This is a genomic window from Mycobacterium sp. Aquia_213 (genome assembly GCF_026625985.1).
Lineage (GTDB): Bacteria > Actinomycetota > Actinomycetes > Mycobacteriales > Mycobacteriaceae > Mycobacterium.
The window spans coordinates 658,314-683,828 of sequence record NZ_CP113116.1 but is presented as its reverse complement, the minus strand read 5'-3'; the positions used below and the strand labels follow the sequence as shown (position 1 = coordinate 683,828).

Sequence of the window (25,515 nt, the reverse complement as noted above, 5' to 3'; positions counted from 1 at the left end):
GTTGCACTCTGGATGCGCGCAGCGAAACGCAGACCCGTACAACTCACGTACCGTGGCGAGCGTCGGTCGCGGGTATTCAGCGTCCGTCATTTCCTCCGGTCTTTCGGTTGTCACAATTGCCTGCCATGAGGGTCTCAGACTGACGGGTACTGATGGTCAAGAGAAAAGCCAAGACACCCCTTCAACTTCGCGGCCAGCTTATGCTGCAGATATCCGCAGGCCGGTTCTTCCGCTCGGGTATTGAGATCAACGAACGTCTCCACCGTCGCACCGTTTACACCAACGCGTGGTTTCTCGACCCAAGGCCTATCGACCTGCCCGTCGGCACGCTCACCGGGTCGACCGAGCCAGCCGATGTGTCGACGGTGACGTTCGAAGCGATGGACCGACTGGAAGCGCAGAGATGGGATGGCACCGACGAGTTTCTCGTCGCGACAGGTGGCGATGAACTGATCGACGACATCGCATATGTGGCGTCGTTCGTACTCAATCGCACGTTCTGCCGCGATCACGATCAGGTGCACCGTCTCGTCCCCGCCGCTGGTCTCCCCAGTCGTCGTCACACCGCGGCCAGTTTGTTTCCTCAGCTGTTCAAGCCCGTCCAGGTCGTTCACGAGGCGGAATGGGACACGTTGAGAGCGTTCATGAGCGACCTGCTAGCACTGCACCGCGAGGATTTCGCCCGCGTCATGCGGGTAATCCGCAACACGGTCGGTGCGACGCGAACGGCCATGGAAGACCCGACTGGCGCCTATACAGACATCGTTGCCGCACTCGAATCACTCGGCGAGGGCAGCACCACTTCCTCAACGACGTGGGACCGCTACGACCCGGCTAAGCGCAAGATCATGGACGCCGCGCTCGAGGGCATGGACGCCGACGTCGCCACGAGGGTGAGAGATGCGATCCTCGAAGCGGACAGGACTGGCCTGAAGCGCCGCTTCGTCGCGTCCACGCTCGCCCACGTGTCTCCCACGTACTTCCGCGAAGAGGCCGTGGAGAACGTGCGCCCACCACGCGCGGCCGAACTTGAACGGATGTTGAGTATCGCCTACGACATTCGTTCCCGACGAAGCCACGTCCTGCAAGACCTAGGAGGCGAAGCTTGGGTTTTCACCGACGGCGCTGAGACGACGTTCGAAGCTAACTTCGAACGCATCCTTACCTTGGCAGGTCTGTGGCGACTGACCCGGCACGTCGTATGCCGCTTCGTTGCCGATGCCCCCAAGACCCAACCCGAACCGTGGGACTACCGAGGTGCGCTACCTGGTCAAATCCAGGTGCAACTTGCGCCGCAGTACTGGATCGGGCAGGCGGAAGGGTTCGGTGTCAACACGGCGTCGCAGTGGTTCAACGGGGGTGCCGAGGCCCTAATTTCGTGGCTCTCTGGGGACAATAAGGACGGCTTCAACCTGACCGGAGTCATCGAGAAGATCGAGCTACTGGTGCCACAGCTACCGGACGGGGAGGCGAAGACCGCCATGGTCGCGATCCACGTGCTCTGGCACGAGTGGCTTCGCCCGGAAGATCATCGCGGTAGCGCCGAAAAGTTCATCGAGCAATACGGGTCTTGCCTTGATCTGCCTTCGCCGATGGCCTTCACTGTCGGGGTCCTCTCCAATCGAAGACCTCCGGCTTGGACCCCCGACGAGTGGGCCGAAATGGCGTCGAGCCGCCATGCTGCGAGGTGCAAGGGTAAGGAGTCGCAGCTGCCAGCGACGATCGACGCATTCATCCAGCTTCAGGCCGCGGATCAGCTGGAAGTTGCCGGTCGTCACGACGAGGCGATCGTTTTCGCCGCCAACGCGGTCGAAGAGGTTCCCGGCAACGTGAACCTGATGGCGTGGGAAGAGCGATTGTTGTCTGGTGACCACGATCCAGACTTCGATTGGCAGCGTTTGCTTTTCGGAAAGAGCCTCAACGCCGACACAGCCGATGACCCTGTCATGGAAACGAAGGACCAAACACAGACGGGGTGAGCGCCGCGATGCTCCTATTGACCGCAAGCGGTGGCTCAAAAGGGAGCACATATGAGGCCCTCAAAACTTCGTTCAGAAGTCACGAGACGTGCCAGCACGGTCAACGTTCCCACAGTTCGGTCAGCACGAGGCCAGGCCCGCTGACCGCAATCAAAAGCCTGCCGTCGGCGGTGTTGCGCACGCCGATGCCGTCGACCCGGGTGCCGAGTCGCAACTCTGTGATGTTGCACCCGGTTCTGGGATTCCAAACCCGCACGGTCGCGAAGTGCGCCGTCCCGGTCCACATCTCGACAGGCGGAATCGTCCACTTGCACGTCTCGAGGTCTAGCAGGCGCAAGCCGCCCCGGAGTCGAGAACGGCCAGAACGTCTGTGCCATCCATGCGCCCCCGGCATGCGGCGGCAGCGGAACTCGGATGCGCTTGCCGGAGTCGATATCCCGTCCTCCGACGCTGTCATCGCAACTGGACTTGACGGTCCGGTTGAAGAAATCTACATGCCTGCAACGTCACCGCTCTCGCCCCTCTGTCTGAGATCTTCGGCGAGGGTCTTGATGAATTGACAAGTCTCTAAGAGCATTTCGCGCCATTCCGGCGGCCACTCTGCCAGCGATCGGACGGTCAGTATGCCGTCAATCAGCATGTCCCGTTTCTCGTCGTCATGGGCGTTCCCGGCGGTGAGGGCCAGAAGGGCTTGGATCGCAGCGTCACCAGGATCAACAATGTCGTCGGATTCCACGGGCGGCACCGTACACACGGACACCGACGCATCAGTGCTGCAGGGTGGCTCCGGGTTTCCCCTCGTACGTACCTTTATTGATTAGGGATTTGAGGTGTGCCGGACCCCTGGTGCAAACAGACGCTGGGAGACGCAGCTGCGCCCGTTGGGTGCCCGAACTCATGATGTGAGCGTTGGCCTATCCCAGCTTGGATGCTGACGACCGATCAGTCTGAGTTCGACCAATTTGGTGGCGTATGGGTAGCCAGAAAAAACAGTTGCCCCCGTCTTCTCAATCCGATCGGTGATCGCCATGATCATGGCAGACCTGTCCGCCTCGTTGGTGCTCGCCCACTCATCTTGGACGTGTCGGAAGTACTTCTCATAAGTAAGCCAGCGGTTCCCCAGACCCTCGTTATCGACAACGGGAAACACGCGCGGCAGTAGGAAGTGACAGAACTTGGACGCGAAGACGGGTGACCTGGAGCGGGTGGGCTTGATCGTGGCCACGAGGGTCGGAAACGCGGAGACCTGGTCCCAATTTACGGCGGTGATGTCGACGTCGATGAAGGGTTCACAGCTGTCGGCCCACGCGCGACCGAGGTCTGCCGCACAGGACATAAAGCGGGACGTGAGGACCTCTCCGCTGTCCGGGCCACGGGTGGCCCTCCAGCGGTTTAGGCGACCGAGGAAAGGTTTCCACCAGTCGAGCGTGAAAGCCCCGCGGGGATTTTCATTGGCCCAGGCCTCATAGTCTGCGTTACCGAGGTCGTGTCCCCACGCTCGGCGGCTGTCCCAGAAGGCCAGGCCGTCTTCAAGTTCGCGAAGGGCCTGAGAGGGAACCTGGGCGGCTGATGAGGTCTGATCGTCTTCCATGGGGCGATTCTGGCACCTGCCTTCAACAGCCCGGTGCTTTTCGTTTGTTCCTGCCCACGGCCATTTCGAAGTAGGCGAATTGTCAGACGGTCCGGGCATACTCCCCCCATGCCGACGCACTCGCTGCTAGAGCTCACCCTTTTCGTCCGCGACGTCGACGAGTCCGCAGCGTTCTACCGCGCGATAGGAATCACTCTCTTCAACGACGACCAACGAGGCCGACCACACTTGGTCGACGGTCATATCGGCGATACCGGTACCGTTCTCCAACTCTTTCCTGCAAGCGACAAACCAATCACAAAGGTGCAGATCGGATTCCGCGTAACCAACATCGCCACAGTCGCAGCGGACCTCACGCGCCTCGGTATCGGTTACGAGATCCCCGGTGTGAGGCGGCTCCGGACTACAGACCCGAACGGTAACCGGGTACATCTGACGGACGTACTTGGTTGATCCAGCGAGGAGCGACTGTTCGAGTTGGCATGAACCGCTAGCATCCTGAAGGTGGCCCGCCAGCGACGGGAGTATGCGACGACTGCGCGTAGGCGAAGGGCCTGGTCGCGCTCCCATATTCGAACCCTGGCCGAGACCCGGCCTCGTCGAGTCGAAGAACAAGAACCGCAACAATAAGGAAAAGAACTAGGCACCCGAACGTTCGCGAGGTGATGACAAGTGACGGATGTTGAGCGTTTCGAGGCCGACCTGTGGGCCGGGATTGAAGAATCAAAGCGGCTTGGCTACAACCCAACCCGCTTTATCCAGATGGTGAAGCAATACGGAGCCGTGGAGGCCACCAGGATGGTTGTCGACACCCGTTATCCCGCCGAGGGGTTCGTCAAGCTGGCGTGGGACATGGTGCCTCGCCGTCCGGACCTGACCAGTGAGCAGTTGGTGCTGAATTACGCAAACCTCTTTAGCGATGATCTGGTGAGAAAGGCGCGAGAGAGGTTGGGACAAACATGACAGGGATGCGACATTAGCCGCGCGGAGTTGGCACAGCTGAAAAACAGGAAGCGTTGTGGGCAGCACACGCGCTATGTGCGACCCGGACGGTCTCAAATGTGACCTATTGCCGAACCGCGTGGGGTCGCCTCTCGGCGGCTCTATCGGTGCCCTGCTGGACCGGAGTTCCCACGGAACCGGGCGATAATGATGATGACCAGAAATCGCAGAAGGCCCCACCTTGATCGAAGTTGCGGAGTGCCGAAGTGGTTAAGCAATTGGGCGCCGGCCCTGCCGCCGCGCACGGCTGGACATGGGCGTGGCAGCGGTGTGGACGCTCCGAGTACCGGAAGTGCTTGACGCGCTTAACGAATCCTGACCACCTGGTACCTAATGCGCCGCAGCGGACGGACGTGCAGTCCCTCCGGATCGCCGCTCGGTATGCCGCTGGGATGCCCTCGGCTCGGCGGCCAGCGCGTTGATCGTCGTTGCCCAGGCGTTTATCGGGCCGGTAGAACGAACTGCACCAGCGGGACAGTGTTGAGGCTCCACCGTGGTGCTGTGGTTGCTAAACCTTCTGTACCGCGGCGTCCTGCTTCTTCAAGACCTTCAGGGTCCTGAACACCGTGCTGCGACTGATTCCGAACATCGAGGTCAACTCGCTCACCGGTTCGCCCTGCTGATATAGGCGGAGGAGTCGCTTCTGCTGGGCCGCGTCGAGCTTCATGGGCTTGGTGGCGGCCAGACCACGGGCGAGCCGAGCCTCGCGGGATGCGGCGCGCCGCTCCTTTCCGAGTTCGAGTTCCAGTTCCGCGATCGTGGCCATGATGCTCGTGACGGCACGCCCCGTCGCGGTGCTCGTGTCCACCCCCTCGCGCAGCGACCGTACGTGGACGCCGCGGGTGGTCAGCTCGTGCAGGGCGGTGGCGACTTCCCGAACGGATCGTCCGAGTCGGTCCACGGCGACGACGACGAGGTGATCGCCTTCGCGGAGCCAGCCCATGCACTCGCTCCAGCCCGGCCGGTCGCTGCCAGCGCGCCCGGAGGCGGTGTCGCTGAAGATCCGGTCGGGCATGATCCCTGCAGCGGCGATTGCGTCGTGCTGCTGATCGACGGACTGCTGCCCGGTGGACACCCGGAGGTACGCGGCGGTGCTCATGGTCACAATGAACCACCGGAGCCCGACATTTAGTTCGATGTCAGATCTCGCGGAAGTCGGACTCGCGTTGTGACACTAGGAAATCGGACTCGGCGGCCTGCGCCGATCTGATGCTCGCCGTCGAGGGCGCGCGTTGTCGCAGATCTTTAGAAACGAGATCGTACAGCCAACCTGCCGCGCTTTGCTTGTGGTCTTCGGCCAATACCTGTAGCTGAGTAGTGGGCGGCGATGACGTTGTATCCACAGGCGGCTCGATGTTGGGCGAGGTGGGATCACCCTTCCATTCAGCAGACAGCGCTTTTCGCCGCTACTCGCCGCCCTGCGTTGGATTTCGCGAGTCCGGTTCCGGCCGGTCATTGTGTGCTTGCGATGCCTTCACCCAAGCCACAAAGTCCGTTCGCGCGGACTCGAGAGCCCGGCCCAACCGGTATTGGTCGTCAATGTCGCCTTCTTCACACATATCCAGCTGGGCTTGTAGGGCCGCGGCGCCGCTGACATATCCCGCGGCCCCGAACTGCGCGATGAGTTTCTGCGCTTTCTTCCTGGCCGTGCGCGCTTGTTTTCTCCGCTTCCCGGCGTCGCGGCCGGCGTCCCATGACTTCTTGATCGAATACAGGCCGCCGGCGCCGAGTACGGTCGCTGTCGGTGTCGAAATCCCACTGTGTACGAACACCACTGCGTCGAGTGCCAGCCCGACAGTCCCGCCCACGACGATTGATGCGTAATCAGCGGGGGTTCTCGCACTTTCCCATAGGTCCTTGAGGGACGGCTTGTCTGTGTCCTTCTCCTCAGCCACAGTCGGTTGTTCCTAGGATGTCGGTCTGCGGGGCGATGACGGAGGCGTGGTCGATTGCACAACGAAGCTGGCAATCTCCAGTGCCTCGGCGCGCCGGCTGCTTCTCCACGCTGCCCCTAGAGCCGACACCACAACCAGCAATGCCGGCAGACCCAGCACGACGGCCCAGAAGGCGATCGCGGCTGCCCCCGCGCCGGCCAGGGCGTAAACGAACACGAACGCCATGAACGCCAGCACGATCAGAAATCCGACTGGGTTAGAACCCACGATCCCAGGCACCGAATTCCCTGCGCGCGTTGTTACCGCCGTCGACAGGGCATCCGTGGGCCGCTCGGGCGGCTGGCTACTCGGAAGCGCGGCTTCTGAGGGCGGCCGCGCGGTCGACGTGGACAGCTCGCGGATCGCTTCCTGCTGCTGGCGGATAATGCGCTCGCGAGCTTGGACGAAGCTGACAACCACGGTGTTGGCGATGCGGTTGGCCGCCGGCTCGTAGGCGTCCAGCACCCGGTTGAGCATCTCGACGTCGGTCTGATACTTCTCGAAGAGCGAGCGAGCCAGCACGTCACGCAGCAGCAGCACGATGCCCAGCACCTCGTCGGTCTCCACGCCTCGCGGGATAATGCGTTCCGACAGGTCGCGCGCGTAGGCCTGCAGCGCCTCGACGCTACCGGTCTCGAGCACCTCGACGTAGTTGTCGTAGACGGCAGTCGCCTCGGAGAACAGCTCCTCCGGGGTCATCGCCGTGAGCAGTTCGGCCTCGGTGATCCTGCGCGCCCACTCCTCACGCAAAACGGTCCGGTTCTGCCGCAAATGCTGCACTAGCTGCGGCAGCAGACCCTCGCTGGACATGGCTGCCTGCGCAGCCTCGCTGACCGCAAAATCGCTCGATTCGCTCATCGTCGTCTCCTCGCCTCCACTCATGGATTAGCGCGAGTCGCTCTCTCGAAGTCGAGCGTAGCTTGGCGGGACGCCCCGGAAAACCTGCTCAACTAATCCTCCTCTGAGTCAAGCCGCAATGCGGTGGCAACTCGGCAACACGACCATCGCCATCTCAACCGACCCGTCTGAGACGGGAATTGATCACCGCCTTTTTAGAAGCGAGACCGTGGTCCACGTTGCCCTCCCTGGGGATCGCCGCAGTGGCGACTGGAATGCGTTGCCCGAGCACCGTGTATGACGATGCTACAATTGGCGTCATACACAACTACCGAGGAGCTCGTATGGCCGTCCTGAACATCCGCGTGGAAGACCGGATCCGCGATCAGCTCAAGGAGATGGCAGACGCCGAGGGAGTCACACTCAGCGAGTTCGTCCGCGATCTGGTCATGGCGGCGGTCGTCCCCGTGTACGAGCAGCCGGTGAAGCATGGAGACGAGCCGGCGCCGGAAACCATGCGGATCGCCGACCGGCAGATGCTCTCGATGCTCCACCGCATCCTCGCCCGTGTACTGCCCCAGAGCGCCAATGGCGATGACGGGGACGCGGATGACCAGCTGGAGCGTGCGCGGGTGATCGAGGCGGGCTTCACCGGGGAGTACTGGCGGGAAGTCGCTGGGTTCCGCACAGAGCTGTCCAAGCGCGACTGCGGCCGCGTACTGGACATCCTCGACATGTTCCGCGCGATCACGTTCAGCGTAAGGCGGCTGGAGGAGCAGGGGACCGAGGTCAACGAGGACGCGGCGTACGGGCTCGAGTTCCGGGGCTTCGACCACAACGACGGGCTCGAGCGCCACATGGCCAGCTACGTCGAGCACCTGATGGCCGATGGCCACCGCTGGAGTGAATTGCGGCCGCAGCTGAAACGCAACGACGACGGGAACTCCCATCACCGGATGCTCGACACCTACATGCGGATGCTCGCCGAATACCGCCGCATCATGGACGCCCGCAGCCGGGGTTTCGACCCGGACGACTACCTGCTGTCTTCGGACGAGCTGGAGCAGATCGCTGCGGCTCGGGTCCACCCGTCGCACCGCGGGTAGCCCGGGTGCGGTCCTCGGGCACGGTGACGGCGACCAGGAAGTGCCGGCCCCTCGGGACACCACTGCTCTCCGCCAGGAGGTGTCGGTGTTGCGGGCTAGGTTGAATACGGGGTCCAGCGCGCGAGGCGGACCGACGAGTCGGAGGTGGTAGATGGAGCCGGTCATGGAGCCGGTCACGATGATTGCGGCGGCGGTCGCGATCGGAGCGTCTGATGGTGTGCGCAAAACGGCCAAGGAGGCGATCACCGATGCGTACGCCGCGCTGAAAAGCTGGCTGACCAGTAGGTACGGCTCTGTGGCCGCCGAGGTCACGGGCCTCGAGCAGGAACCGGAGGAAGAGCTGCGACGCGCTCTTCTGGCCAAGAAGCTCGCCGCGGCCAGGCGCCAACGATGACGGGGAACTCCGCGGCCTCGCGCAGACCCTGTTGACCTTGGTCGAGGAGCAGGAGCCCGACGCGCCTGCGACGGTGGGCGTGGTGTTGCGGCGCGCATCTGTCGGCGGCGACATCGAGATCGCCGACGTCGTGGTCGAGGGCGGCAGCGGAGTCGTCGCCGAGGACATCACCGCGGACGGCTCGCTGCGAGTCAGCGGTGTGTCGGCCCGCGGCCCTCAGGAGCCGCCCCACCCTCCGGTGGCGCGGGAGCAGTAGCCAGCGAGCTTGCTTCCGCGCAGACCTTCAACTCGACCCAGCGGAACGTCAACGTCGGCCGCGACAACATCACACACGTCACGATCGGCGCTGGAGCCGCAGCTGGAAACAGTGGCGGCCGCATCCGGGCGGTCACCGTCTCGGCCGAGAGGATCCCGATCGGACAGGACCTGTGGAAGATCGCGGTCAACAACGGCACCACCGGACCCATCACTGACCTCGAGGTCGACGTCTATGTCGTTGACGAGTCCGGCCGCTTGGCGGGCAGATGCCTGCCCGCCAAGGGGAACTTCTCGATAGAGGACCTCACACGTCAGCTATTCACCGAGGGCCTCAGTGGGGCACTGGGCGCCGCCGGCCAACATGCCCAGTCGACGTACTCGGAACTGCCGCAGGGCATGCGGTTGGCTGGCCAGCTCTCACAGCTCGGGCAGCTCGGCTCCTATGGCCCGATGATGGCCAACCATCTTGTGGGCACGCCGCAGTTCTCGGCGCTTCTTCGAGGCCTGCACCAGCAGATGGTCGATCGATTCCCGCGGGTTGTTCCCGCCGGTCAGTCCGCGGAAGTGGTGTACCTCGCCGACGCCCTCGAGGTACACGCCGACATCCAATTCGCAGACGAGGTGGGAGACCTCTGGCGCCGCCGATTCGGGGAGCCGCCCGAACCGGTGCTTGAGGCCGAGTAGGTTGCCCTGTCGGTGGCCCGTCCTAAGCCGTGCTGATCACGCGTAACCGGAGTAGGTCCCCGCACGCCGAAGGCCGCGGCTCCGGCCCAGCCCGCGGCTAGCGCACGAACTGTTCTCTGAACTGAACGCGACCTTCTACGAGGACGCCCCAAGCGAGTACCTGTTGACCAAGATCGAGGCCGTCACCTTGATGCTCGCGCGAGCGGAAGCCCTGGCGTCCGCGTACGCCTCAGAGCGGGCCGTCGGCGTCTTTCGCCGCGGCGCCGTACCGGTCCCATCGAAGCAGGCCCGCGACCGCTACGTGCGCACCGAGTGCGTCCTGCTCCTGCACCACTCCTGCGGGATGCTGCTGCGCCCGTACTTCGCGCACGTCGACAAACAGGACCGCCCGCGGCTGGGGCATGTTATCGACCTGAACCCAGCAGCGGTGTGGCCGCTACGGGCGAAGGTTGGCACGCTCAGCGGCCACGCTCATCCGCCCACAGCAGTGCGTGCCATCGCGGCGTGAGACCCCATCCGCGGGACGTCACTGCATCGGCCAAGTCTTTACTCCGCTTCAACAGCAAGCCGGGATCCGTTCCCTGCGCCATCACGAACACCCGGTCCGGCGATACCGGGACGCAGAGTTGGCCCAGCAGTTGGGCCACCTCATCGAGGTCCGCAGACTCTTCGACTACGAACTTGAACGACGCAGACGGCAGGCGGGCAAACTCATCGAGGACCCTTAGCCGCAGGCGTGCCCGTTCGGAAACTCCGCTGTGAGCAAGCTTAGGCGACACATTGAATTGGTCTACGAGCACGGCGAGCGGCCCGGGCGACACGCTGCCGGACGTCTCGACCTCCACCACCCACCCGAGGGCGACGAGCGATGAGAGTACATCGACCAGCTGGGCCGCCTGCAGCAGCGGTTCACCGCCAGTGACGACGAGTCTCCTGACCGATGGCGGAGGCGCGGACGAGTCGTTGGTCCGCGGGTCGAGCAAGGCCAGCACCGCAGCAGCCGTGATATCGCGCGGCGGTCGCTCCGGGTCTTCGCGGTCAGGGTCCCAGCTAAATGCAGTATCACACCAGTCGCAGGTCAGATTGCATCCAGCGAGCCGAAGCAAGTAAGCGGCGCGGCCGACGGCGGGGCCTTCGCCCTGGATCGTGGGGCCGAACACTTCCACGATCCGTAGAACGGCGTGCGTTCCCAGTCGATGTGAGACCGTCTCGTCGGCCATGATCAGCCGCCAATGACCTGGACCGTCGCCGAGCAGGACGCCGTCTCATACACCGTCACTGTGTTCACTGCGAGGCCAGCCGCGAGGAGACGGTCTGCGATGTCGGCGGCTATGAGCTCAGCGGTCGGATTCGGGAGGAAGTCGTTGAGGTAGGCATGGTCGTAGTCGCCTAGAACGTGCTTATCGACCGCAGTCTTAATGTCCGCGAAATCGACAACTATGCCGTCCTGGCTCAGGTTGCCGGCAACGGTGACATCGAAGCGGTACGAATGTCCGTGCAGGCTGGCGCACTTTCCTTGGTGCCACTGAAGCTGGTGGGCGGCTTCGAACGAGAATTTACGGGTCACCGATGTGGCGAGCCGCCGGCTGGCGTGTGAGCCAGCGACAAGGGGTACCTCGTTCATACCGCCCTATTCTGCACAGAATTGGAGGCCAAAACCCGGATGTCAGCTGGCTGGAACCTGCAAGCGCTCGAGTTCACCGGGCGAGGTCCACAAGCAGCCCCCCTGCCTTCGCGGCATCTAGTGCTTCGCCAGCGCCAACGGCAATCACCTGAAGGACCTCCGCAAGCACCCTCGCAGCTTCTGGATCCTCGTGTGCGAAAGACGCGACGGTGAGCACCAGTGCGCGATGTGCCGGCGTCGGGAACCGCTGTCGTTGGCCTTTCCTGGACGCGTTCATGTCCCTGACGACCCTGAACAGAACTGTCCGCTTCGACCCGAAGTGGCCGTAGAACGCACCGATGGTGACTCCGGCCTCGTCAGCGATTTTTCGGACGGGCGTCGCCTCATATCCGCCAACGAGGAACAGGTCGCGGGCGGCCGATATCAGTCTCGTCCGCGTTGCCTCTGACGAGGCGCGACGACGCCGCGCCTCCACGCTCATATAACAACGCTACAATATTTGAGAGGATGCACCCGTGGCTCCAATCACTACGCCCCCGGACTTCAAACACCCAGCACCACCAACGACGTTGCGCCGGGACTGCGGCAACTGCGCGGAGACACCGTGGGGCGAGCCATGGCAGCTCGGGAGTGCTGCGTTCTGGGCCCAGCAGGCCGCCGAGTTTCCCTCCGGCGAAGGCCGTCATCGGCTCGGTCGGAACCTCCGCGAGGAGGTTGCAGTGTGCATGCTCGGCGGATACGGCGTCCCGGGGCCGGTCGGGAACGCAGCTTTCGTCGCACTCCGAACCGCGGGACTACTCACGCCGGACTTGGACGAGGAAACGGTCGCAGCTGCAATGACTCATGTGCTGGCGCAGCCGCTGGACCTCGGTCATGGCCGCCGGACTCGGTACCGGTTCTATCTCCAACGACCACGCCGCCTGGCCGCTGCACTCGCCGAACTAGCGGGGTGGGAGCACGAGTCGGATGCGGACAGCGACACTGAGTTGCGCAACCGGCTCATGCACCTACCGGGGGTCGGCCCGAAGACGGCTTCATGGATTGTGCGGAACCACCGCGACAGCGACGCAGTCGCCATCATCGATATCCACATCCGCCGCGCGGGTATTAACGCCGGAGTCTTCTGTCCAGACTGGGCGCTGCCCCGTCATTACGAGCTTTTCGAAAACGCGTTCTTGTCGTGGGCGAACCAGGGTGCGGTGTCCGCCGCAGACCTGGACGCCGCGATCTGGCGCATGTTGTCTGCCCTGGGGCGACGAGGGCGGATCATGGTGCTCGGCCACTAGGCGCTGTGCACCAGTCGAAGTTCACGCGCGGCCGGGTCATCTGGTTTCCACTGCCGCGAAATTGGGTGAAGTCAGGATCCCCCGAGGGCAAGCGAGCCAACGTCTCCGACGAGATTTCCGATGACCCCGCACGCCTCCAGGAGATCGCCATCGAGGATGCCCGCGGTACCGAGGATGCAGGAAGCTAGGCCCAGGTCGGTTGCTGCTAGGTGAAGCGTCCCTAAAGCGACCCCCGCATCGCGCCAAACAAGCGCGGAGCCTGCCGGGTAGCGCGCAAGAGTGGCGTCGAACTTTGCGGCGAGCACGATGATGGCGGGTGGCCGCGTCTCCAACGTTCCGGCGTCGCAAGCGGCTTGCCAAGGTCGCGTGAGGGAGTCGCAGATATTTGTCACTAGATGCAATTGTCGTGCGTCCGGGTCGAATCGCCACAAGCCAGCGTCGAGGCTGACGACTTTCTCGATGAGGATCAGTGGCGCAAGCGGATGCCGCGCACCGGCAGACGGCACCGGCCGGAAGCGGCGCATGCCACCATCATCGGCGGGTGCGGACCACTGGAGGGCGAACACGAGGTCAAGGAGCCGGGCGAGACTAGCGGCGGTGAGTGGACCGTAGCTACGGATGCTACGACGCCGACTGAGCACGTCGATGAACGAGTGTTGAGGTGGCTGCGCCCTGGTGACAGGGAGCAACTCGTCGATGTCGACCACGCTCAGCGAGCGTGGAGTCGAAAATTCGGTAGAGCCAGGCCCGGTCGCCGGATCAGGAGATGGCCGCATGGTAGCCGCCTCTGTAAACGCGGCGTAGGCCGAATCAGTCACCGGCACTCCGTCGTTTGTTGGTGCCTGTGGCTTGTTCGTCACTGGAATCTCCCGGAACCGCTGATGACATCGTGGTGCTTACGGCACCCGGGGCACATGTCACACGGGTATGCGGCGGTGTGGCACGAGTGCGCGTATCCGAGGACGGAATCGTCCACGCCGCTGACCTCGATCAGTTCGACCGTCGTCATCCCTACAGCGGGCGCGGTCACTCGCAGACAACCCTCCTGGTAGACCAGTACTTCGTTCAGGCGTTCGTAGAATCCAGCGGTGCCATCCCGGTGCCGGGCGCCGTCCGGTCCGACGGACCCGACGAGCAGCTCCTCGTATCCCCGCGGCAGCGCCCAAGCCGCAGCCAGCGACACGAGCAGCTGATTCCGATAAGGCCACCATTCCGGGCTCGGCGCTACCTCGGCCTGCTCAGCGCGTTTTGCCATCGCGGCACTGCCGGTAGCCCCGTCGTCATGCAAGAGTCCGGACCCAACCGGGGTCAGATCCACGCGCAACGTGTGCCAGGGCAGCCCAAGGCTGTCGGCAGCCGCCTTGGACGCCCGCATCTCGCCTTCAACGGGCCGCTGCCCGTAGTGAATTGTCAGGCAACCCTCAGGCCGAAGCCACGCTGCGAGCGCGATGGAGTCGTGCCCGCCAGACAACAGCAGCAACGAGCGACCAGAGTGAACGGGGGGATTCACAAGTTCAGCCGCTCTCGCGCGCTGCGGCGCGGAATGCGGCCGCCCACTGCGATTTGTAAACAGCAGTCGACAGGTCTTCGTAGTGTGTAGTGCCTGTTCCGAGGAGCATCTTGGAGCCTTCGGCGTCCACATGCTCGGTGTACATGACAACTGGGATGTCCATCTTGGTCGCGTACCCGACCTCGAATACGGTGCCCTGGTCGTTGTCGTCTAGCAGCGCAAGCACCGAATCGCACAGCTCCAGTCCGTCGAGATCCTGCCTCGCGACCTCAATCCCGCCAGCACCAATTTCGTGCGACGGTGACCACACATGCGGTGCCAGAGACGCGTTCACGACGTCGACTAGCCACCTCTGTTGCAAATTGAAGAACGGGCCGGCGAGGTAAACCGGCCTGGCTTTAATGGTCGGCACGAGCTCGCGGGTGAAGGTGCCATCGAGCACGTAAGCAGGCGTCGCGAAATCCTTCGTCTCGCACCAGTGCGCGGCAGCGTTGGACGCGATGTTGGCCGCGTCCACGGGGTCGAGGTGCTTGTCGGCCCACGCCCAGGCAAATGTTCCGGCGAATACATCACCGGAACCGATGGGGAAAACAGATTCGGTGACGCATGCTCCGACGTTGACTTGATGGCCATCGGCCGTCGTGACGAGTGCACCCTGCGGGCCGCGCTTCGTTACCACAACGGACAATCCGCGAGCTTCCACCAGCCGACGCGCCGCCGCGAAAACGTCCTGAACGCCGGCAAGCTGCGTCGTCTCACGCTCGTTGAGTACCCATGCCTGCTCGTCAGCTTCGACCTCAGGAAGATCCTCCTCGGTCAGGTTTCGAGGCCGCTGCGGATCGACGACGACCCGTTGGCCCTTGGCCCTAACCTGACCGCTCTCGATTAGACCGAACAACAACACTGCGTCGCCCTCGACGCTGATGTCATTGCTTATCCGAGAACCGAGCCCGCCAATGACCGGCGCATTCAACGGGGTGAAATACGCGAACGACACTGGACGGGTCCGCTCGACCATGTCGACAGTCACGCCCAACGTGTCCGCAACGACTCCCGCCTCCAGCTGCTCAGACTCGTGTACTGCGGTCGTCAACTCCACATCGCCGCCCGACTCGGCCAAAGACGCGGCCGCGCGCATACCCGAACCAATCAGGGCGTCATGCCGAGGGTTCGCGCACCGCTCCCGGTAGGCGCCGCCGACGATCCTCACGACTTCGCCCGATGAGTCATGCCGCCGGCCGCACAAGTACTCGGGTATTGCCGCCGTCGATATCGATCACCTCGGCTTCGAACGACAGAATCTCGAGACACGGCAGCAGCTCCGAGAGTCGGTCCAGCAGAACGCCGACCGGAGTTTCCGACAGCGACCCGTCTGCCTGCACCCTGACCACTGCTACCCTCCGCGACGGCGCCTCCTGGAAGACGACTGGCAGAACGTCCCCTTCGGACACGAGCGCGAGTTCGTCAGCGTCAACGTTGCGCAGCCGTGCCTCGAACTGCAGCGCCTCGCATGCCTCCTGACCTGCGCTCGACGCCGGCTGATCGGACTGGTCGCCGCCCTCGCGCGCCGGACTGGTCCAAGGATTCGACGAGAAGTGGCTCCCGCCGTCGCCACCACCACCGCTCATGACAAACCTCCGCACCCAAGACAGGGCGCCTGCCGACAGGCGCGCTCCGACTACGGTACGGGTGCGTGCGGACAGATCGTGACCGTTTGACCTAGCTTTGGCGTGCGGCGCAAGTAATCCGAAATTGGTGCCACATCGCCGAGGCGATGGGCAGGGCATCCCGCACTGCAGGTTCGCGACCCCCAGACGGGCGAGATATCGCTTCACTTGACCCATCGTTTTTTCATCGCCAATGCTCGAGAATTGGCGATGAAACTATAGAACTGAGTCTGGCGCGTTCCACCTGGAATCGGTTATGCAGCAACGGAATGACGCGGCTGAGCGGCTGGCCCACGCGATCCGCGACATCGTCAACGAGGCCGTTCAGGCAGCAGTCGAGCGGGAGCGCTCTACGCCACCGCCCGAACCAGCCGTTGAGCGTCCCACGGTGCAAGAGGAAGACTCAGATCAGTGCCCGTGGTGCAGCAAGAGAAATACGCGCCACCTCATGCCGGTCAAGGAAGTCCGGCAGCAGCTAGGCGGCATCAGCCCCGCGACGTTCTACGCGCTGGTCAAAGGAGGCGAACTGTCGCTCGTCAAGATCGGCCGCCGATCCTTTGTCCACGCGGAAGACCTCGAGGATTTCTTCAGGAGAAAGCGAAATGGCGCTTCTCGCCACCAGTAAGCTGCGCGCGCAGGCCCGACCCGGCCGGTATCGGTCATGAGCCGCCGTTACATCAGCATCCCCGAGGCCGCCGAATACCTGGGCATCAGTACGGCATTCGTGCGAAGGCTAATCGCAGAAGGCGAGATCAAGGGCTACCGCATCGGCAGCTATGCACGCCATCGCACGATCAGGGTCGACCTGGACGAGATTGACGAAAAGCTCATGCAGCCCCTCGGACCGTACTGGAACGATCCCTCGGCGAGGCCCCGCAAGCGCACCAACAATAAACCCGCGCCAGATCGGTCAACCGCAGTCACAAGGGTCGAGGAGTCCCTGACGGTCAAGAAGGCCTCTGAGCGCAAGCCGAGACGAGTGACGCTGTGGTGCAAGTGCGGCCACGGAGACGGGGCTCACGGCATGCGAACAACCTATGGGCCGGGCGTTAGACCGCCCGAGCCGAGGTACAGATGCTGGAATTGCGAATGCAAACAGTTCGACGAGGACACCGAACGAGCCAGGCGCGCACCAAAAAAGCGTCACGGATGACGTGGGACGGACGCCCCATGGTGCGCTGCCAGAACGGGGGTCACCATCCCGTTTCCCACAACGGCGGGCGCGGTGGGCCACCCGCCACGGGGGATTGCGTGGCCATAGGTTGCGACTGCGCCAAGTTCGTGCAGGGCAAGTATCGACGGGCGAAAGCGGCAACGAAAGTTGAGGTGGCTGATATGGATTGGTATGAGAAAGCGGTCCAGGCCGCCAACCGGATCGACACCGCCCACACAACGCCGTGGAAGTTGGCGAGTGCCTACACCCTGCTGTCGATCGCGGAAAGCCTCGCGCGGCAGTTGCCAGTCAGCCGGCGATCGGCAGCACTGCGCCCGGAGCCAGAAGTCGCGGCGCCCAACGGCGAGATTCTTACCCTCGCCGAAGTGGCGGAGATGACACGACAACAGCCGTCCACATTGCGGTGGTGGCGAGCGGCGGGCCACGGTGGACCGAAGTCGTTCAAGCTCGGTCGGCGGGTGATGTACCGCCGCGCCGACGTCGAGCAGTGGCTGGCTACGCAGGTGGACGGTGCACGATGAGGGACCAGGGCACCGAGGCGATGCAGAAATACCTCGACAAGGTTCTGCCCGGCACCTCAAACCGCCGCACCGTCGAACAACGACCACCAGCGATAGAGGCAAAGCAACGCCGCCTGCCCGGTAAGCCACGGCCAGCCGACGAAGTCCTTGCCGAATATGGGAGCCACAACAGGAAACGCCGGGAACGCATCCAGCCTCCGCTTTGGAGGTTCTGGGCGCCCGACCCCAGCGACGTATTCCGGTGGCGTATCGAACTCGATTGCGGATGCATCGAAGAACGGCTGAAGAACTCATATTGCGCCGAGGGCAGAGTCAAACCGGGTAGCACCATCGTCGCGTCGTCCGATTTTGACGGGTTGGCCCGGGAAAGGTTGCCACCGGGCGAGTTTCTGTGCGGCGGCAAGCACAGAAAGCGGCTCAAGCCAATACGCAACGTTGCCGATTGGGGCTACTGCGAGGTGCGGAAGTTTCCGGCCGATCCGGTCGAGCCGCCACAGACGTGGGCCGACCACCCCGACATATGGGCAGTCATCCGACACCCCGAGCCGCACGAATCCGCGTTCTGGAAAACCTTGCTGGATTGTGGGCACTTCGCCGACGTGGTTACCGACGTTGATTGGAAGCCTGAAGACAGCCCGACCCATCCCACGCCCGAGCGGCTTAAGGAAATGCGGGCCGAGAGGGCGGAGCTAGGTAGGTGGCACAGGCACCTGCTGGACGCCGACTGGCCTCGCCCCGCCCCCTTCCACGAGTGCTACATGTGCTCTGTGGTGCGGAGGCTGGTGGCCTATGAACCGATCGATTGGGTTTCGCCCAGGCCAAAGCCCATCAAGCCGCTGAAAACCAGGCCGCCGTCGCGCACGTCGCTGGAACGGCGTTTACAAAAGCTCGAGTCCGATGCTGCGCAGCTGCGGGAACAGCTGAGGAACCTTCCAATCGAAGATTGAGCAAAAGGCTCCGCCCCGCCTGTCATCTCTCGACCAAGCGGGTCGAGCGATAAGAACGGTGCACCGAATTCTGTGTGTCTTTGACGGGCTTCGCTAGCCGAACTATCAGTCGATTACGGACGTTCCCCGAGCGGCTTCAGAGCAATGCTGCACGCGCGCCAATGGCGGCGATGCAATTGTCGAAGGCAGGGCGGGTGCCATACACCAGTCCCATCACTTGGTTGTAGCCCCGATTCAGGACCGCCCGGCTGGGGTGCGACGGATCCACCAACGGGCTGCGACCGTACCCATCGTCGGGACGGGGAGTGAAGGTGAAGTCAGCGGCGTGGCTGTGTTCGTCGATATCGGCGCACAACCGCTTGACCCCGTCGGTCCCGATCGCCTCGAGTTCTGCTATGACGTCGGGGCAGACGAGCATCTGGTGGACGTCGTAGATGTGCCGGCCTGCCTTGAGTAGCCGACCGTCACCTTCCTGTTCGTATCGCGATGCTGCGTCGTGCAGCAACGCGAGCTTCTCCAGAAGTGTCCGAACCGGAGCCAGGACCTCGACGGCGACGGGGGCGAATTCGTCCCAGGTGTCCTGGGATTCGTCGAGCTGGTGGATCGCGTAATCGGCGACCATCGAACGCAACTGGTGCTGTTGAGTAGGGTATGTGCCGCCACGGCAGCCCATTTCCAACAGCACGCCGGAACTCACGGGGCCGTGGGCGGGCACGCTTGAACCGGGATAGTGGTATCGCACGTTGCGTTTGACACCGGTGGTGGCTGCCTCGAGCGTCAACTGTGTGGCGTCCAACCTCAGATGGTTGGCCACGTCGTCACGAATGCCCTTGAGAACCTTGTCTTTGGCCCCAGGGCTTGCGTCCACATCGGGGAACCGCACCAGCAAATCGACGTCCTCGGAGAACCGTTCGATTAGCCCATAGATACGACTCAAGCTGGTGCCGCCCTTGAAGATCGTGCCAATCGGGTGCTTCGTTCCGTCTCTGGCTGTCAGCATGCGGGGCACGGTCGCGGCGCGCAGCACTTCGGTGACCCAGAAATCTTTCTCTAGGAAAGTCTGGTCCAGGGCGCGGGTAGCGGCCGCGGCACCGATGAGGCCCTGAAGATCGTCAGGGTGGTCACGCAGCAGCGCCATTAAGCGGCCACGCCGCGGCCACGCAGGTCCTCGACGAGGTGGCTGAAGTGCGTCCTCGCAGCCGGTGACCGTTCTCCGTCAACCGCGTCGCCGACCTGTTCTAGGCGAACGCGGCCATTGCGGACCGCGTCATCGGCGGCGTCGACGAGCGCGTTCCAGCCGTCGTCGACGGTCTGTTCCCAGTCGCCGCGTAGCAACTCGAGCAGCGCGACCTCTGTCCATCTCAGGTCGCGGCGGCGCATGTTGTTGCGCTTGGACACCTTCAGTCCGTGCACCGTGGGTACGGGACCAGCGACGCTGAACGCCGGTTCTGCTGGGATCTGAGTGGTCAGCCCGAATGTCCGGGCAGCCGAGACGCCCACTGGTCCAGCGCCGACGGTTCCGAGCACCTGCACTGCGATCTGCTCGGCCGTCGGCCGCGTCATCCCGTACCGACTCTTGGCGCCCTTGAAGTACAGGCCCTTGACGATCGGTACCAGGTAACCCGCTTTGTGGGCGCGTGACACCGCACAGCTGGCAGCGGCGCGGCTGCCGGGCAGGTCATCGACTCGCACGAAGCTACCCACGGGTACCTCAGCGAGGGCCGCCCCTGGGGTCCGAACGTCGTTCATGACACCAAAGTGTACCGAGATTCTGTCATATAAGAAAGAGGAAGTTGCTGACCAGGCATAACGTTGAGTATCTACGACGCTGATCGCACGAGCGCCCACTCGTTCTAAGCGTTCACTTGGCCTACGGCTAGCCGAGCCGACCGGCCACCTGCTAGCTGTGCTCGGTGCCGCCGCTACACCGTCGTGTCGGATACAGATTTAGTTGGCTCGGGCGATACAGGACGACCCCGTACCTGATAAAGCAGGTCGATGACATTGGGCTCGCGCTTGGACACATTCTTCAACAGCAGGTAGCCGCGCTCGCTACGCAGGCATGCCATCTCGCTTGGTCCAAGCTGGGCGAAGTGGCTGTGACCGAAACGCAAAGTCGCCGGATCGTCGATCTCCTCGAACTCACGCCCGTACGGAATTGCGGCGACGTTGTGGCCGTGTTCGATGAGCCACACGCCGCGGGCGCCCATCGGGCTGGTTCGGATCTGAATGTCTCCAATCGAACTCCGCACCAGTATGCCGCCCGCTGTTGCGCTGCCGTCGAATGTCACCTGGCCCGATTCGCCGGTCGCCACCTTGTACTGGCCCATGAATTGACTGTTGTCGAGCGCGATTTCGTCTCGCAGATCCGATGGGAAGTCGTGCACCGTGACGCCAGCGTCACGCAGGATTTTCCATCCTCGGCGGTCGATGACCGGATTCTGATCGTAGAGTCCAATCCACACATCGCTCACCCGAGCCTCAGCAAGCCTTCGCGCACATGGGATTCTGTCGGGACCGCGTTTTGAACATGGCTCAAGCGTCGAGAAAACCTGTGCGCCGGTGAGGTCGGTGTCCGCCAGACCTTTAAGTACGCCGTACTCGGCGTGATTGCCCGCACCCGTCTTCCCCCGATACCCGGAACCGACTACTTCGCCATCCTTTACGACGACAGCGCCGACGTAAGGGGTCACCTTGCCTTGTTCGGCCACGCTCTGCTTCCCCAGATCAACTGCTGTGCGCATCCACCGACGCAAGTCGCTCTCCGAGAACGCTTGATCGGTCATGTAATGCATTCTCCCATTGAGCGCCTCGTATGCTGGCCCCTGGGCGAGGATCGGCTCTTCGTCGTGTGCCGGTACGTCAACCTCTTCAGGTCTAGTACCACTCGCAGAACAGCCCACCGGTCATTTCTACGAATATCGGTCGGCGCTGGTGCTGCTCGTCCTCCACGACGAGCGCTAGGATTTCGTGACTGTCACTAGGGTGCGGGCCGCGCTCCGTTCGGAGGATTCGGACCCGCCCGTTGCCGTCAGGGTCGCTGATCATCAAGCCTTCCCATTTCCAAAGATCCCTGGCGGCAACGTATACCGGATCGCGCGAGTCGTCGGTCGCGGTCATGCGGTGCATCAAGTCGCCGGGTCTGACGTCTTGGGTACCGATCCGGTCGAACGCCGGAATATTAAACGTCATGCGGATGCGCCGGTTCGGCTCGTCGTCTTCTAGGGCTGTGATCGTCGCCAAGTGATACTCCACGGGGCCAACGCCGTTGCGCTGTATGGGCAGCGCGATTTCGTCGCCGCTCTGAAACAGGCTCACAAGGGTCGGACGACTCCCCAGCGGCGGACTCGTCGGCCCGATCATTCCTCTGCCCACTCGCGTTGCAGGCGGTTGATTTCGTTGCCGAGTTCCAGCACTAGGTGATCGTCGCAGCGCAGCACTGCCGCTTCGTGCAACTCTCGTGAGGCGAGGTGTGGCCGCAGACTTTGAAACCACGCATCGGGAACGGCGTTAGGAACGAAGTGGCCGTCCGTGATGGCCTGTTCCCGCTGCCGCTCGTTGTCATAGATGTTCGACCACGATTGGTACGTCAAAGCGGCGCGGGCCAACCCGTCTCGCCAATAGGCGATCTGCTTCCCGCGACCGCTCCGCGCGGCAGCCAGCCGGTCGTGCTCGCGCTGCGCGTCCGTCTCGGCCTTGTCGTGCTCGCGCTGCGCGTCCTTCTCGGCCTTGTCGTGCTCGCGCTGCGCTTTGGCCGTGCCCCGTTGAACGAACGCGGCGACCACTGGCGGCACGCCCGCAATCGCTGCGCCCGCTATCGCTCCAAGGAATGCCGCCAGTCCCGCGTCCACTCGCCCATCGTCCCAGCGGCCACCGACACTCTTGCGGTGTCCGCGCCTGACACGCCGCCGCGTCTTTGAGCGCGGCCAACAACAAAGTGGTAGCCGGGCGGGCTGAGCACGCCCACAAAATGCCCACAATTCGCCCGCAGTTACAGATATCTCGCATGATCACCATTAACGAACTTTCACTGCTGGGACGCGGTTTCACCCTCCCCCGCTGCACCGCCAGGCGAGTTCAATCCTGACAGGGGGCTCCCGCTTTCGGTTCCCGTCGGTGCTCCTGGGGGCGCTTTCGGTGTGAATTAATCGTGCGGTTGCCCCACTGTTCAAGGCGGTGGCCTTTACTTCGGGCTGCGCCGGTATCCGGCGATGTGCCCGAGCGCCATGTTGAGGGCCAGTTCGAGGGGACGAGCGCTGTGCGTGGCTTGCGCCATGAGGAGTCCGCCCTGCAATCCACTCATCATCGTTAGCGCGAGTTCGTCCACGTCGGCTTCTGGGACGAGTTCGCCGTTGTCGCGCATGACTGCGAAGCCGTTGGATAGGTATGACTGCCATTCGGCAAAGGACCGCACAAGTTCATGTCGCGCCGAGTCGGATCGGTCGGCGAGTTCGCTCACGAGCGAACCGAGTGGGCAGCCGCCAACACCTTGCGTCTCGCGGGTCATGGTCACGAGATGATCGCACCACCGCTGCAGCCCGTCCCACGACGAGACCTCGCGTAGGGACGGCTCCTGAGCGGCGATGACGCGGCCGAGTTGGGCCTTGATCACCTCGCCGATGAGCGCGTCTTTGTTGACGAAGTAGTGATACAGCTGCGACCTGCTGGTGCCGGTGGCGGTCATGACGGCGTCCAGGCTCGTCCCTGCCACCCCGCGCTCCCGGACCAGTGCGGCCGCTGCAGCCACGATGCGGGCTTTGGTTACCGCGCCGCGCGCCGTGAGCCGCGCGGCAGGCCGACCCTCCTTTGACGCCACGACCGGACGCTATCCGAATTGGAATTGTCAGTCCAGTTTTGCCCCAGCATTATGGCCGAGTAGCCAACGAACCACCGTGGAAGGACGCCGATGTCGCGCCTCAACTATGGCCAGCCGTTCCCCCCACTCGACGTTCCCGCCGTCGGTGGCGGCACGATCAGCCTGCCGGGCGACCTCGCCGGCTCCTACGGCGTCATCCTGATCTACCGCGGCTCGTGGTGCCCCTACTGCAACGCGCAGCTCGGCGCATTCTCGCGTGCACTCGACACCCTGAGCGAGCTCAGCGTCAAGGTCGTCGCCTTATCCGTCGATCATGAGGACACCTCCGCAGCGCTGGTCGCCAAGCGCAAGCTGCGCTTTCCGGTCGGCCACAGCGCCGACGCCGACAAGATCGCCGCGGCAATAGGTGCCTACGTCAACGACGATCCGCACTATTTGCAATCGACCGGCGTCATCCTGGCACCGGATGGGACGGTGCGCCTCGCCGTCTACTCGACCGGGGCGATCGGACGGCTCGTTCCCGACGACGTGGTCGGCTTCATCAGGTATCTGACCGACCACCCGGAAGCACGGTGAGCGACGCCGCACCATGCCGCGCCCAACGTTGGACGTGGTGTGGCCGAACCGAACCAGCTAGACGGCATGGATGCACCTCGGCAGAAATAGAGCCGACACAAAGAGAGGAACTTGTGAAGCAAACCAAAGAAAACGAGATCTTAAAATATAATTCGATGTTTCTGGGTGTGTTCATGTTCTTATTTGGGTTCTTGAAATTATTTGAGCCTTTTCGTACGATGTTCGATGTCCAGATAACCAAGAGTGGCCTGCCGCGATTCAGCATCCCAATGGGTAAAGCCGGAGAAATGTCCATTGGCCTCGGCCTGCTTTTGGCGTCCTGCTTCAGACAGCGGATCCCGAATCTTTATACGCCGATCGTGTTCGTCGCCTCAGCCGGACTGATCGTCAATATGGGGATTGCGAGTTACGTGCATTTGCGGCCGGAAGTGCCGGCAAACGTACTGCCCCTAGGGATAAAACCTCCATTTATTCCATTGTTCGTTATGTTCTTAGCGGCAGTGAATCTATATCAGCTCTATCGAGGCCGTAAGCGACGATCCTTGCGGCCCATTTGATGATCGCCAGGATGTCGAGGCAATCCTTTGTGCCCACAATTCGCCGACGGTTGCAGACATCTGCGGGCACCTCGAGTGATGCGCTTTCGCAGCTAGGACGGGTTTTTGCCACCCGCCCGCGGGCCCGTCGGGTGAGTTCAATCCTGACAGGAGGCTCGACGCAGTATTGCTGTCGGCGATGACCCGGTTTACGAGTGGCCCGGGATGGCGTCCAGACCGCCCTGGATACCGTGCAGATCGTCTTGGATGCCTTGCAGTTTTCCTTCGATCGCCTGCAGATCGGAGAGCGTGTTCTGATAGGCCGGCTGCAGCTGGTCCGCGGTGGAGGGTTGAGACTGCGGGCAGTACGCGACGATGGCACCCGCGGTGACGTCGGCGCTTTGGTTGGCGTCCCAAATCGACGATCGCTGCACGAATCCGACCGCATCCGCGAAACTGCGATGCTGGGCCAGGAAGTCGCAGACGGCATGGCCTTGGGCCGTCACGTATTCCTGACTGGGAACCGGCACGCCTTCGTGCTTCAACGCATCAACGAGCACCGCGTCGGCAACGTCGACCCGCGCAGCGGGCGCTTTCGGCGCTAACGACTTGGGCGCAGCGGCCGACGGCGGGTTATCGGTTTGCTGCCCATCCGGCTGCTGCGCCGATGAATCCTGGTGGTGCACACCGAACATCATCACCACCGCGGCGAAAACGGCGACCAGGGATAGCGGCAATGCCGCGAGCAGGCCCACGCGGTGCAGCCCACCCTTGCGTCGGCGAGGCGCGGTGCGGGTGGGGGTTTCGCGCAACCAGGTGTCGGGGACGAACAACTCGATTTCCGGCGCCGTCACGGCGTCGGCGTGCGGCGCCCCTGAGCTGTGGGCCAGGAGTTCGTCGAGCAGTTCGTCGGCCTCTCGCGACGACGGTTGACGGCCCTGCCGGCGGAGCGATTGACGCCTTAGCGCGGCGCGCCGCAATTCGGAGTCGATCGTCTCGCGGTCGCGCATATCAACCAGTTTGCGAGTGTCGCAAGTTTCGGTCAACACCGCCGGATGGCGGCGGACATGCCG

At 63.2% G+C, this 25,515-nt stretch carries 34 protein-coding genes; 14 read left to right on the top strand and 20 right to left on the bottom strand.

The genetic code is table 11. The features are described from left to right. The first annotated feature begins 152 nt into the window (after positions 1-152). Entirely contained in the window at positions 153-1,979 is a 1,827-nt protein-coding gene (locus LMQ14_RS03275) for a hypothetical protein (RefSeq protein WP_267733418.1), read from the top strand. A gap of 490 nt (positions 1,980-2,469) precedes the next feature. On the opposite strand, the gene LMQ14_RS03270 is transcribed toward LMQ14_RS03275, so the two are convergent. Then, positions 2,470-2,715: a hypothetical protein gene (locus LMQ14_RS03270; protein WP_267733417.1), complete on the bottom strand. Its 246-nt coding sequence runs from the start codon at positions 2,713-2,715 to the stop codon at positions 2,470-2,472. A gap of 159 nt (positions 2,716-2,874) precedes the next feature. Continuing rightward, on the bottom strand, positions 2,875-3,570 hold the full coding sequence (locus LMQ14_RS03265) for a hypothetical protein (protein ID WP_267733416.1): 696 nt from the start codon (positions 3,568-3,570) through the stop codon (positions 2,875-2,877). Between the two features lie 189 nt (positions 3,571-3,759). Between LMQ14_RS03265 and LMQ14_RS28250 the strand changes: the two genes are divergently transcribed. Both LMQ14_RS28250 and LMQ14_RS03260 read left to right on the top strand, forming a co-directional pair. Beyond that, positions 3,760-4,023, top strand: a complete 264-nt coding sequence (locus tag LMQ14_RS28250) for a hypothetical protein (RefSeq protein WP_420714656.1) — start codon at positions 3,760-3,762, stop codon at positions 4,021-4,023. A gap of 219 nt (positions 4,024-4,242) precedes the next feature. Further along, the gene (locus LMQ14_RS03260) at positions 4,243-4,533 is read left to right on the top strand and encodes a hypothetical protein (protein WP_267733415.1); all 291 of its coding nucleotides are present in this window, start codon (positions 4,243-4,245) and stop codon (positions 4,531-4,533) included. A gap of 547 nt (positions 4,534-5,080) precedes the next feature. Here LMQ14_RS03260 and LMQ14_RS03255 read toward each other — a convergent pair. The 3 genes from LMQ14_RS03255 to LMQ14_RS28135 all read right to left on the bottom strand — a co-directional run bounded on the left by LMQ14_RS03255 (position 5,081) and on the right by LMQ14_RS28135 (position 7,364). Beyond that, complete coding sequence (locus tag LMQ14_RS03255; protein ID WP_267733414.1) at positions 5,081-5,671, bottom strand: recombinase family protein; 591 nt, start codon at positions 5,669-5,671, stop codon at positions 5,081-5,083. A 307-nt stretch (positions 5,672-5,978) separates the two neighbouring features. Then, complete coding sequence (locus LMQ14_RS03250; RefSeq protein WP_267733413.1) at positions 5,979-6,380, bottom strand: hypothetical protein; 402 nt, start codon at positions 6,378-6,380, stop codon at positions 5,979-5,981. 99 nt (positions 6,381-6,479) lie between these two features. Further along, on the bottom strand, positions 6,480-7,364 hold the full coding sequence (locus LMQ14_RS28135) for an anti-anti-sigma factor (RefSeq protein WP_324291101.1): 885 nt from the start codon (positions 7,362-7,364) through the stop codon (positions 6,480-6,482). Positions 7,365-7,687: 323 nt separating this feature from the next. Here LMQ14_RS28135 and LMQ14_RS03240 point away from each other — a divergent pair, with 323 nt between their 5' ends. From LMQ14_RS03240 to LMQ14_RS03225, 4 genes are all read left to right on the top strand, one after another. Next, positions 7,688-8,449, top strand: coding sequence for a YfbU family protein (locus tag LMQ14_RS03240; protein WP_267733412.1), 762 nt, complete (start codon positions 7,688-7,690; stop codon positions 8,447-8,449). Positions 8,450-8,612: 163 nt separating this feature from the next. Next, positions 8,613-8,843, top strand: a complete 231-nt coding sequence (locus tag LMQ14_RS03235; RefSeq protein WP_267733411.1) for a hypothetical protein — start codon at positions 8,613-8,615, stop codon at positions 8,841-8,843. A 31-nt stretch (positions 8,844-8,874) separates the two neighbouring features. After that, complete coding sequence (locus tag LMQ14_RS03230; RefSeq protein WP_267733410.1) at positions 8,875-9,099, top strand: hypothetical protein; 225 nt, start codon at positions 8,875-8,877, stop codon at positions 9,097-9,099. A 257-nt stretch (positions 9,100-9,356) separates the two neighbouring features. Continuing rightward, positions 9,357-9,785 carry a hypothetical protein gene (locus LMQ14_RS03225; RefSeq protein WP_267733409.1) on the top strand — a complete coding sequence of 143 codons (429 nt, stop codon included), beginning with the start codon at positions 9,357-9,359 and terminating at the stop codon, positions 9,783-9,785. Between the two features lie 229 nt (positions 9,786-10,014). On the opposite strand, the gene LMQ14_RS03220 is transcribed toward LMQ14_RS03225, so the two are convergent. From LMQ14_RS03220 to LMQ14_RS03205, 4 genes are all read right to left on the bottom strand, one after another. Continuing rightward, positions 10,015-10,188, bottom strand: a complete 174-nt coding sequence (locus tag LMQ14_RS03220; protein WP_267733408.1) for a hypothetical protein — start codon at positions 10,186-10,188, stop codon at positions 10,015-10,017. A 55-nt stretch (positions 10,189-10,243) separates the two neighbouring features. After that, positions 10,244-11,005, bottom strand: coding sequence for a 7-carboxy-7-deazaguanine synthase QueE (locus LMQ14_RS03215; protein WP_267733407.1), 762 nt, complete (start codon positions 11,003-11,005; stop codon positions 10,244-10,246). A 2-nt stretch (positions 11,006-11,007) separates the two neighbouring features. Beyond that, a complete protein-coding gene (queD, locus tag LMQ14_RS03210) occupies positions 11,008-11,409 on the bottom strand; it encodes a 6-carboxytetrahydropterin synthase QueD (RefSeq protein WP_267733406.1) in 402 nt (133 codons plus the stop codon). Positions 11,410-11,482: 73 nt separating this feature from the next. Continuing rightward, entirely contained in the window at positions 11,483-11,890 is a 408-nt protein-coding gene (locus LMQ14_RS03205) for a TetR/AcrR family transcriptional regulator (RefSeq protein WP_267733405.1), read from the bottom strand. Positions 11,891-11,924: 34 nt separating this feature from the next. Between LMQ14_RS03205 and LMQ14_RS03200 the strand changes: the two genes are divergently transcribed. Beyond that, positions 11,925-12,695: a hypothetical protein gene (locus LMQ14_RS03200; RefSeq protein WP_267733404.1), complete on the top strand. Its 771-nt coding sequence runs from the start codon at positions 11,925-11,927 to the stop codon at positions 12,693-12,695. Positions 12,696-12,766: 71 nt separating this feature from the next. Here the strand turns inward: LMQ14_RS03200 and LMQ14_RS03195 are convergent, their stop codons facing one another. The 4 genes from LMQ14_RS03195 to LMQ14_RS03180 all read right to left on the bottom strand — a co-directional run bounded on the left by LMQ14_RS03195 (position 12,767) and on the right by LMQ14_RS03180 (position 15,833). After that, entirely contained in the window at positions 12,767-13,402 is a 636-nt protein-coding gene (locus LMQ14_RS03195; RefSeq protein WP_267733403.1) for a nitroreductase family protein, read from the bottom strand. 149 nt (positions 13,403-13,551) lie between these two features. Next, positions 13,552-14,205 carry a 7-cyano-7-deazaguanine synthase gene (locus LMQ14_RS03190; protein WP_267733402.1) on the bottom strand — a complete coding sequence of 218 codons (654 nt, stop codon included), beginning with the start codon at positions 14,203-14,205 and terminating at the stop codon, positions 13,552-13,554. A gap of 4 nt (positions 14,206-14,209) precedes the next feature. Then, complete coding sequence (locus tag LMQ14_RS03185) at positions 14,210-15,415, bottom strand: PfkB family carbohydrate kinase (protein WP_267733401.1); 1,206 nt, start codon at positions 15,413-15,415, stop codon at positions 14,210-14,212. Between the two features lie 16 nt (positions 15,416-15,431). Continuing rightward, positions 15,432-15,833, bottom strand: a complete 402-nt coding sequence (locus LMQ14_RS03180) for a hypothetical protein (protein ID WP_267733400.1) — start codon at positions 15,831-15,833, stop codon at positions 15,432-15,434. Positions 15,834-16,128: 295 nt separating this feature from the next. Here LMQ14_RS03180 and LMQ14_RS03175 point away from each other — a divergent pair, with 295 nt between their 5' ends. From LMQ14_RS03175 to LMQ14_RS03160, 4 genes are all read left to right on the top strand, one after another. Then, positions 16,129-16,497, top strand: coding sequence for a helix-turn-helix domain-containing protein (locus LMQ14_RS03175; protein ID WP_267733399.1), 369 nt, complete (start codon positions 16,129-16,131; stop codon positions 16,495-16,497). Positions 16,498-16,533: 36 nt separating this feature from the next. After that, entirely contained in the window at positions 16,534-17,025 is a 492-nt protein-coding gene (locus LMQ14_RS28130) for a helix-turn-helix domain-containing protein (protein WP_324291100.1), read from the top strand. Positions 17,026-17,207: 182 nt separating this feature from the next. Beyond that, a complete protein-coding gene (locus LMQ14_RS28125) occupies positions 17,208-17,567 on the top strand; it encodes a helix-turn-helix domain-containing protein (RefSeq protein ID WP_324291099.1) in 360 nt (119 codons plus the stop codon). Then, complete coding sequence (locus LMQ14_RS03160; RefSeq protein ID WP_267733398.1) at positions 17,564-18,514, top strand: hypothetical protein; 951 nt, start codon at positions 17,564-17,566, stop codon at positions 18,512-18,514. The genes LMQ14_RS28125 and LMQ14_RS03160 overlap by 4 nt, the downstream gene beginning before the upstream one ends. A gap of 136 nt (positions 18,515-18,650) precedes the next feature. Here the strand turns inward: LMQ14_RS03160 and LMQ14_RS03155 are convergent, their stop codons facing one another. The 6 genes from LMQ14_RS03155 to LMQ14_RS03130 form a co-directional block, all read right to left on the bottom strand. Then, positions 18,651-19,652, bottom strand: a complete 1,002-nt coding sequence (locus tag LMQ14_RS03155) for a nucleotidyl transferase AbiEii/AbiGii toxin family protein (protein ID WP_267733397.1) — start codon at positions 19,650-19,652, stop codon at positions 18,651-18,653. Then, on the bottom strand, positions 19,652-20,263 hold the full coding sequence (locus LMQ14_RS03150; RefSeq protein WP_267733396.1) for a hypothetical protein: 612 nt from the start codon (positions 20,261-20,263) through the stop codon (positions 19,652-19,654). Before LMQ14_RS03150 ends, LMQ14_RS03155 begins: the two co-directional genes overlap by 1 nt. A gap of 173 nt (positions 20,264-20,436) precedes the next feature. After that, the gene (locus LMQ14_RS03145) at positions 20,437-21,300 is read right to left on the bottom strand and encodes a deaminase (RefSeq protein ID WP_267733395.1); all 864 of its coding nucleotides are present in this window, start codon (positions 21,298-21,300) and stop codon (positions 20,437-20,439) included. A gap of 91 nt (positions 21,301-21,391) precedes the next feature. Beyond that, positions 21,392-21,832: a hypothetical protein gene (locus LMQ14_RS03140; RefSeq protein WP_267733394.1), complete on the bottom strand. Its 441-nt coding sequence runs from the start codon at positions 21,830-21,832 to the stop codon at positions 21,392-21,394. 41 nt (positions 21,833-21,873) lie between these two features. Beyond that, on the bottom strand, positions 21,874-22,365 hold the full coding sequence (locus LMQ14_RS03135) for a hypothetical protein (protein ID WP_267733393.1): 492 nt from the start codon (positions 22,363-22,365) through the stop codon (positions 21,874-21,876). A gap of 332 nt (positions 22,366-22,697) precedes the next feature. Further along, the gene (locus LMQ14_RS03130) at positions 22,698-23,330 is read right to left on the bottom strand and encodes a TetR/AcrR family transcriptional regulator (RefSeq protein ID WP_267733392.1); all 633 of its coding nucleotides are present in this window, start codon (positions 23,328-23,330) and stop codon (positions 22,698-22,700) included. 90 nt (positions 23,331-23,420) lie between these two features. Between LMQ14_RS03130 and LMQ14_RS03125 the strand changes: the two genes are divergently transcribed. Both LMQ14_RS03125 and LMQ14_RS03120 read left to right on the top strand, forming a co-directional pair. After that, complete coding sequence (locus tag LMQ14_RS03125; RefSeq protein ID WP_267733391.1) at positions 23,421-23,906, top strand: redoxin domain-containing protein; 486 nt, start codon at positions 23,421-23,423, stop codon at positions 23,904-23,906. A gap of 113 nt (positions 23,907-24,019) precedes the next feature. Continuing rightward, positions 24,020-24,463: a hypothetical protein gene (locus LMQ14_RS03120; protein ID WP_267733390.1), complete on the top strand. Its 444-nt coding sequence runs from the start codon at positions 24,020-24,022 to the stop codon at positions 24,461-24,463. Between the two features lie 188 nt (positions 24,464-24,651). Here LMQ14_RS03120 and LMQ14_RS03115 read toward each other — a convergent pair whose 3' ends face one another. Then, positions 24,652-25,452 (bottom strand): DUF732 domain-containing protein, encoded by an 801-nt coding sequence (locus LMQ14_RS03115; RefSeq protein WP_267733389.1) that lies wholly within the window; start codon positions 25,450-25,452, stop codon positions 24,652-24,654. Between the last annotated feature and the right edge of the window lie 63 nt (positions 25,453-25,515).

Excerpts from the sequence above, each read along its gene's own strand:
- LMQ14_RS03155 (WP_267733397.1), bottom strand. The coding sequence starts at position 19,652 with ATGGCGCTGCTGCGTGACCACCCTGACGATCTTCAGGGCCTCATCGGT.
- queD (WP_267733406.1), bottom strand. The coding sequence starts at position 11,409 with ATGAACGAGGTACCCCTTGTCGCTGGCTCACACGCCAGCCGGCGGCTC.
- LMQ14_RS03255 (WP_267733414.1), bottom strand. The coding sequence starts at position 5,671 with ATGAGCACCGCCGCGTACCTCCGGGTGTCCACCGGGCAGCAGTCCGTC.
- LMQ14_RS03220 (WP_267733408.1), bottom strand. The coding sequence starts at position 10,188 with ATGCCCCAGCCGCGGGCGGTCCTGTTTGTCGACGTGCGCGAAGTACGG.
- LMQ14_RS03240 (WP_267733412.1), top strand. The coding sequence starts at position 7,688 with ATGGCCGTCCTGAACATCCGCGTGGAAGACCGGATCCGCGATCAGCTC.
- LMQ14_RS28125 (WP_324291099.1), top strand. The coding sequence starts at position 17,208 with ATGGATTGGTATGAGAAAGCGGTCCAGGCCGCCAACCGGATCGACACC.
- LMQ14_RS03160 (WP_267733398.1), top strand. The coding sequence starts at position 17,564 with ATGAGGGACCAGGGCACCGAGGCGATGCAGAAATACCTCGACAAGGTT.
- LMQ14_RS03175 (WP_267733399.1), top strand. The coding sequence starts at position 16,129 with ATGCAGCAACGGAATGACGCGGCTGAGCGGCTGGCCCACGCGATCCGC.
- LMQ14_RS03180 (WP_267733400.1), bottom strand. The coding sequence starts at position 15,833 with ATGAGCGGTGGTGGTGGCGACGGCGGGAGCCACTTCTCGTCGAATCCT.
- LMQ14_RS03150 (WP_267733396.1), bottom strand. The coding sequence starts at position 20,263 with ATGAACGACGTTCGGACCCCAGGGGCGGCCCTCGCTGAGGTACCCGTG.
- LMQ14_RS03265 (WP_267733416.1), bottom strand. The coding sequence starts at position 3,570 with ATGGAAGACGATCAGACCTCATCAGCCGCCCAGGTTCCCTCTCAGGCC.
- LMQ14_RS03215 (WP_267733407.1), bottom strand. The coding sequence starts at position 11,005 with ATGGCCGACGAGACGGTCTCACATCGACTGGGAACGCACGCCGTTCTA.
- LMQ14_RS03125 (WP_267733391.1), top strand. The coding sequence starts at position 23,421 with ATGTCGCGCCTCAACTATGGCCAGCCGTTCCCCCCACTCGACGTTCCC.
- LMQ14_RS03275 (WP_267733418.1), top strand. The coding sequence starts at position 153 with ATGGTCAAGAGAAAAGCCAAGACACCCCTTCAACTTCGCGGCCAGCTT.
- LMQ14_RS03205 (WP_267733405.1), bottom strand. The coding sequence starts at position 11,890 with ATGAGCGTGGAGGCGCGGCGTCGTCGCGCCTCGTCAGAGGCAACGCGG.
- LMQ14_RS28130 (WP_324291100.1), top strand. The coding sequence starts at position 16,534 with ATGAGCCGCCGTTACATCAGCATCCCCGAGGCCGCCGAATACCTGGGC.
- LMQ14_RS03145 (WP_267733395.1), bottom strand. The coding sequence starts at position 21,300 with ATGACCGATCAAGCGTTCTCGGAGAGCGACTTGCGTCGGTGGATGCGC.
- LMQ14_RS28135 (WP_324291101.1), bottom strand. The coding sequence starts at position 7,364 with ATGAGCGAATCGAGCGATTTTGCGGTCAGCGAGGCTGCGCAGGCAGCC.
- LMQ14_RS03115 (WP_267733389.1), bottom strand. The coding sequence starts at position 25,452 with ATGCGCGACCGCGAGACGATCGACTCCGAATTGCGGCGCGCCGCGCTA.
- LMQ14_RS03235 (WP_267733411.1), top strand. The coding sequence starts at position 8,613 with ATGGAGCCGGTCACGATGATTGCGGCGGCGGTCGCGATCGGAGCGTCT.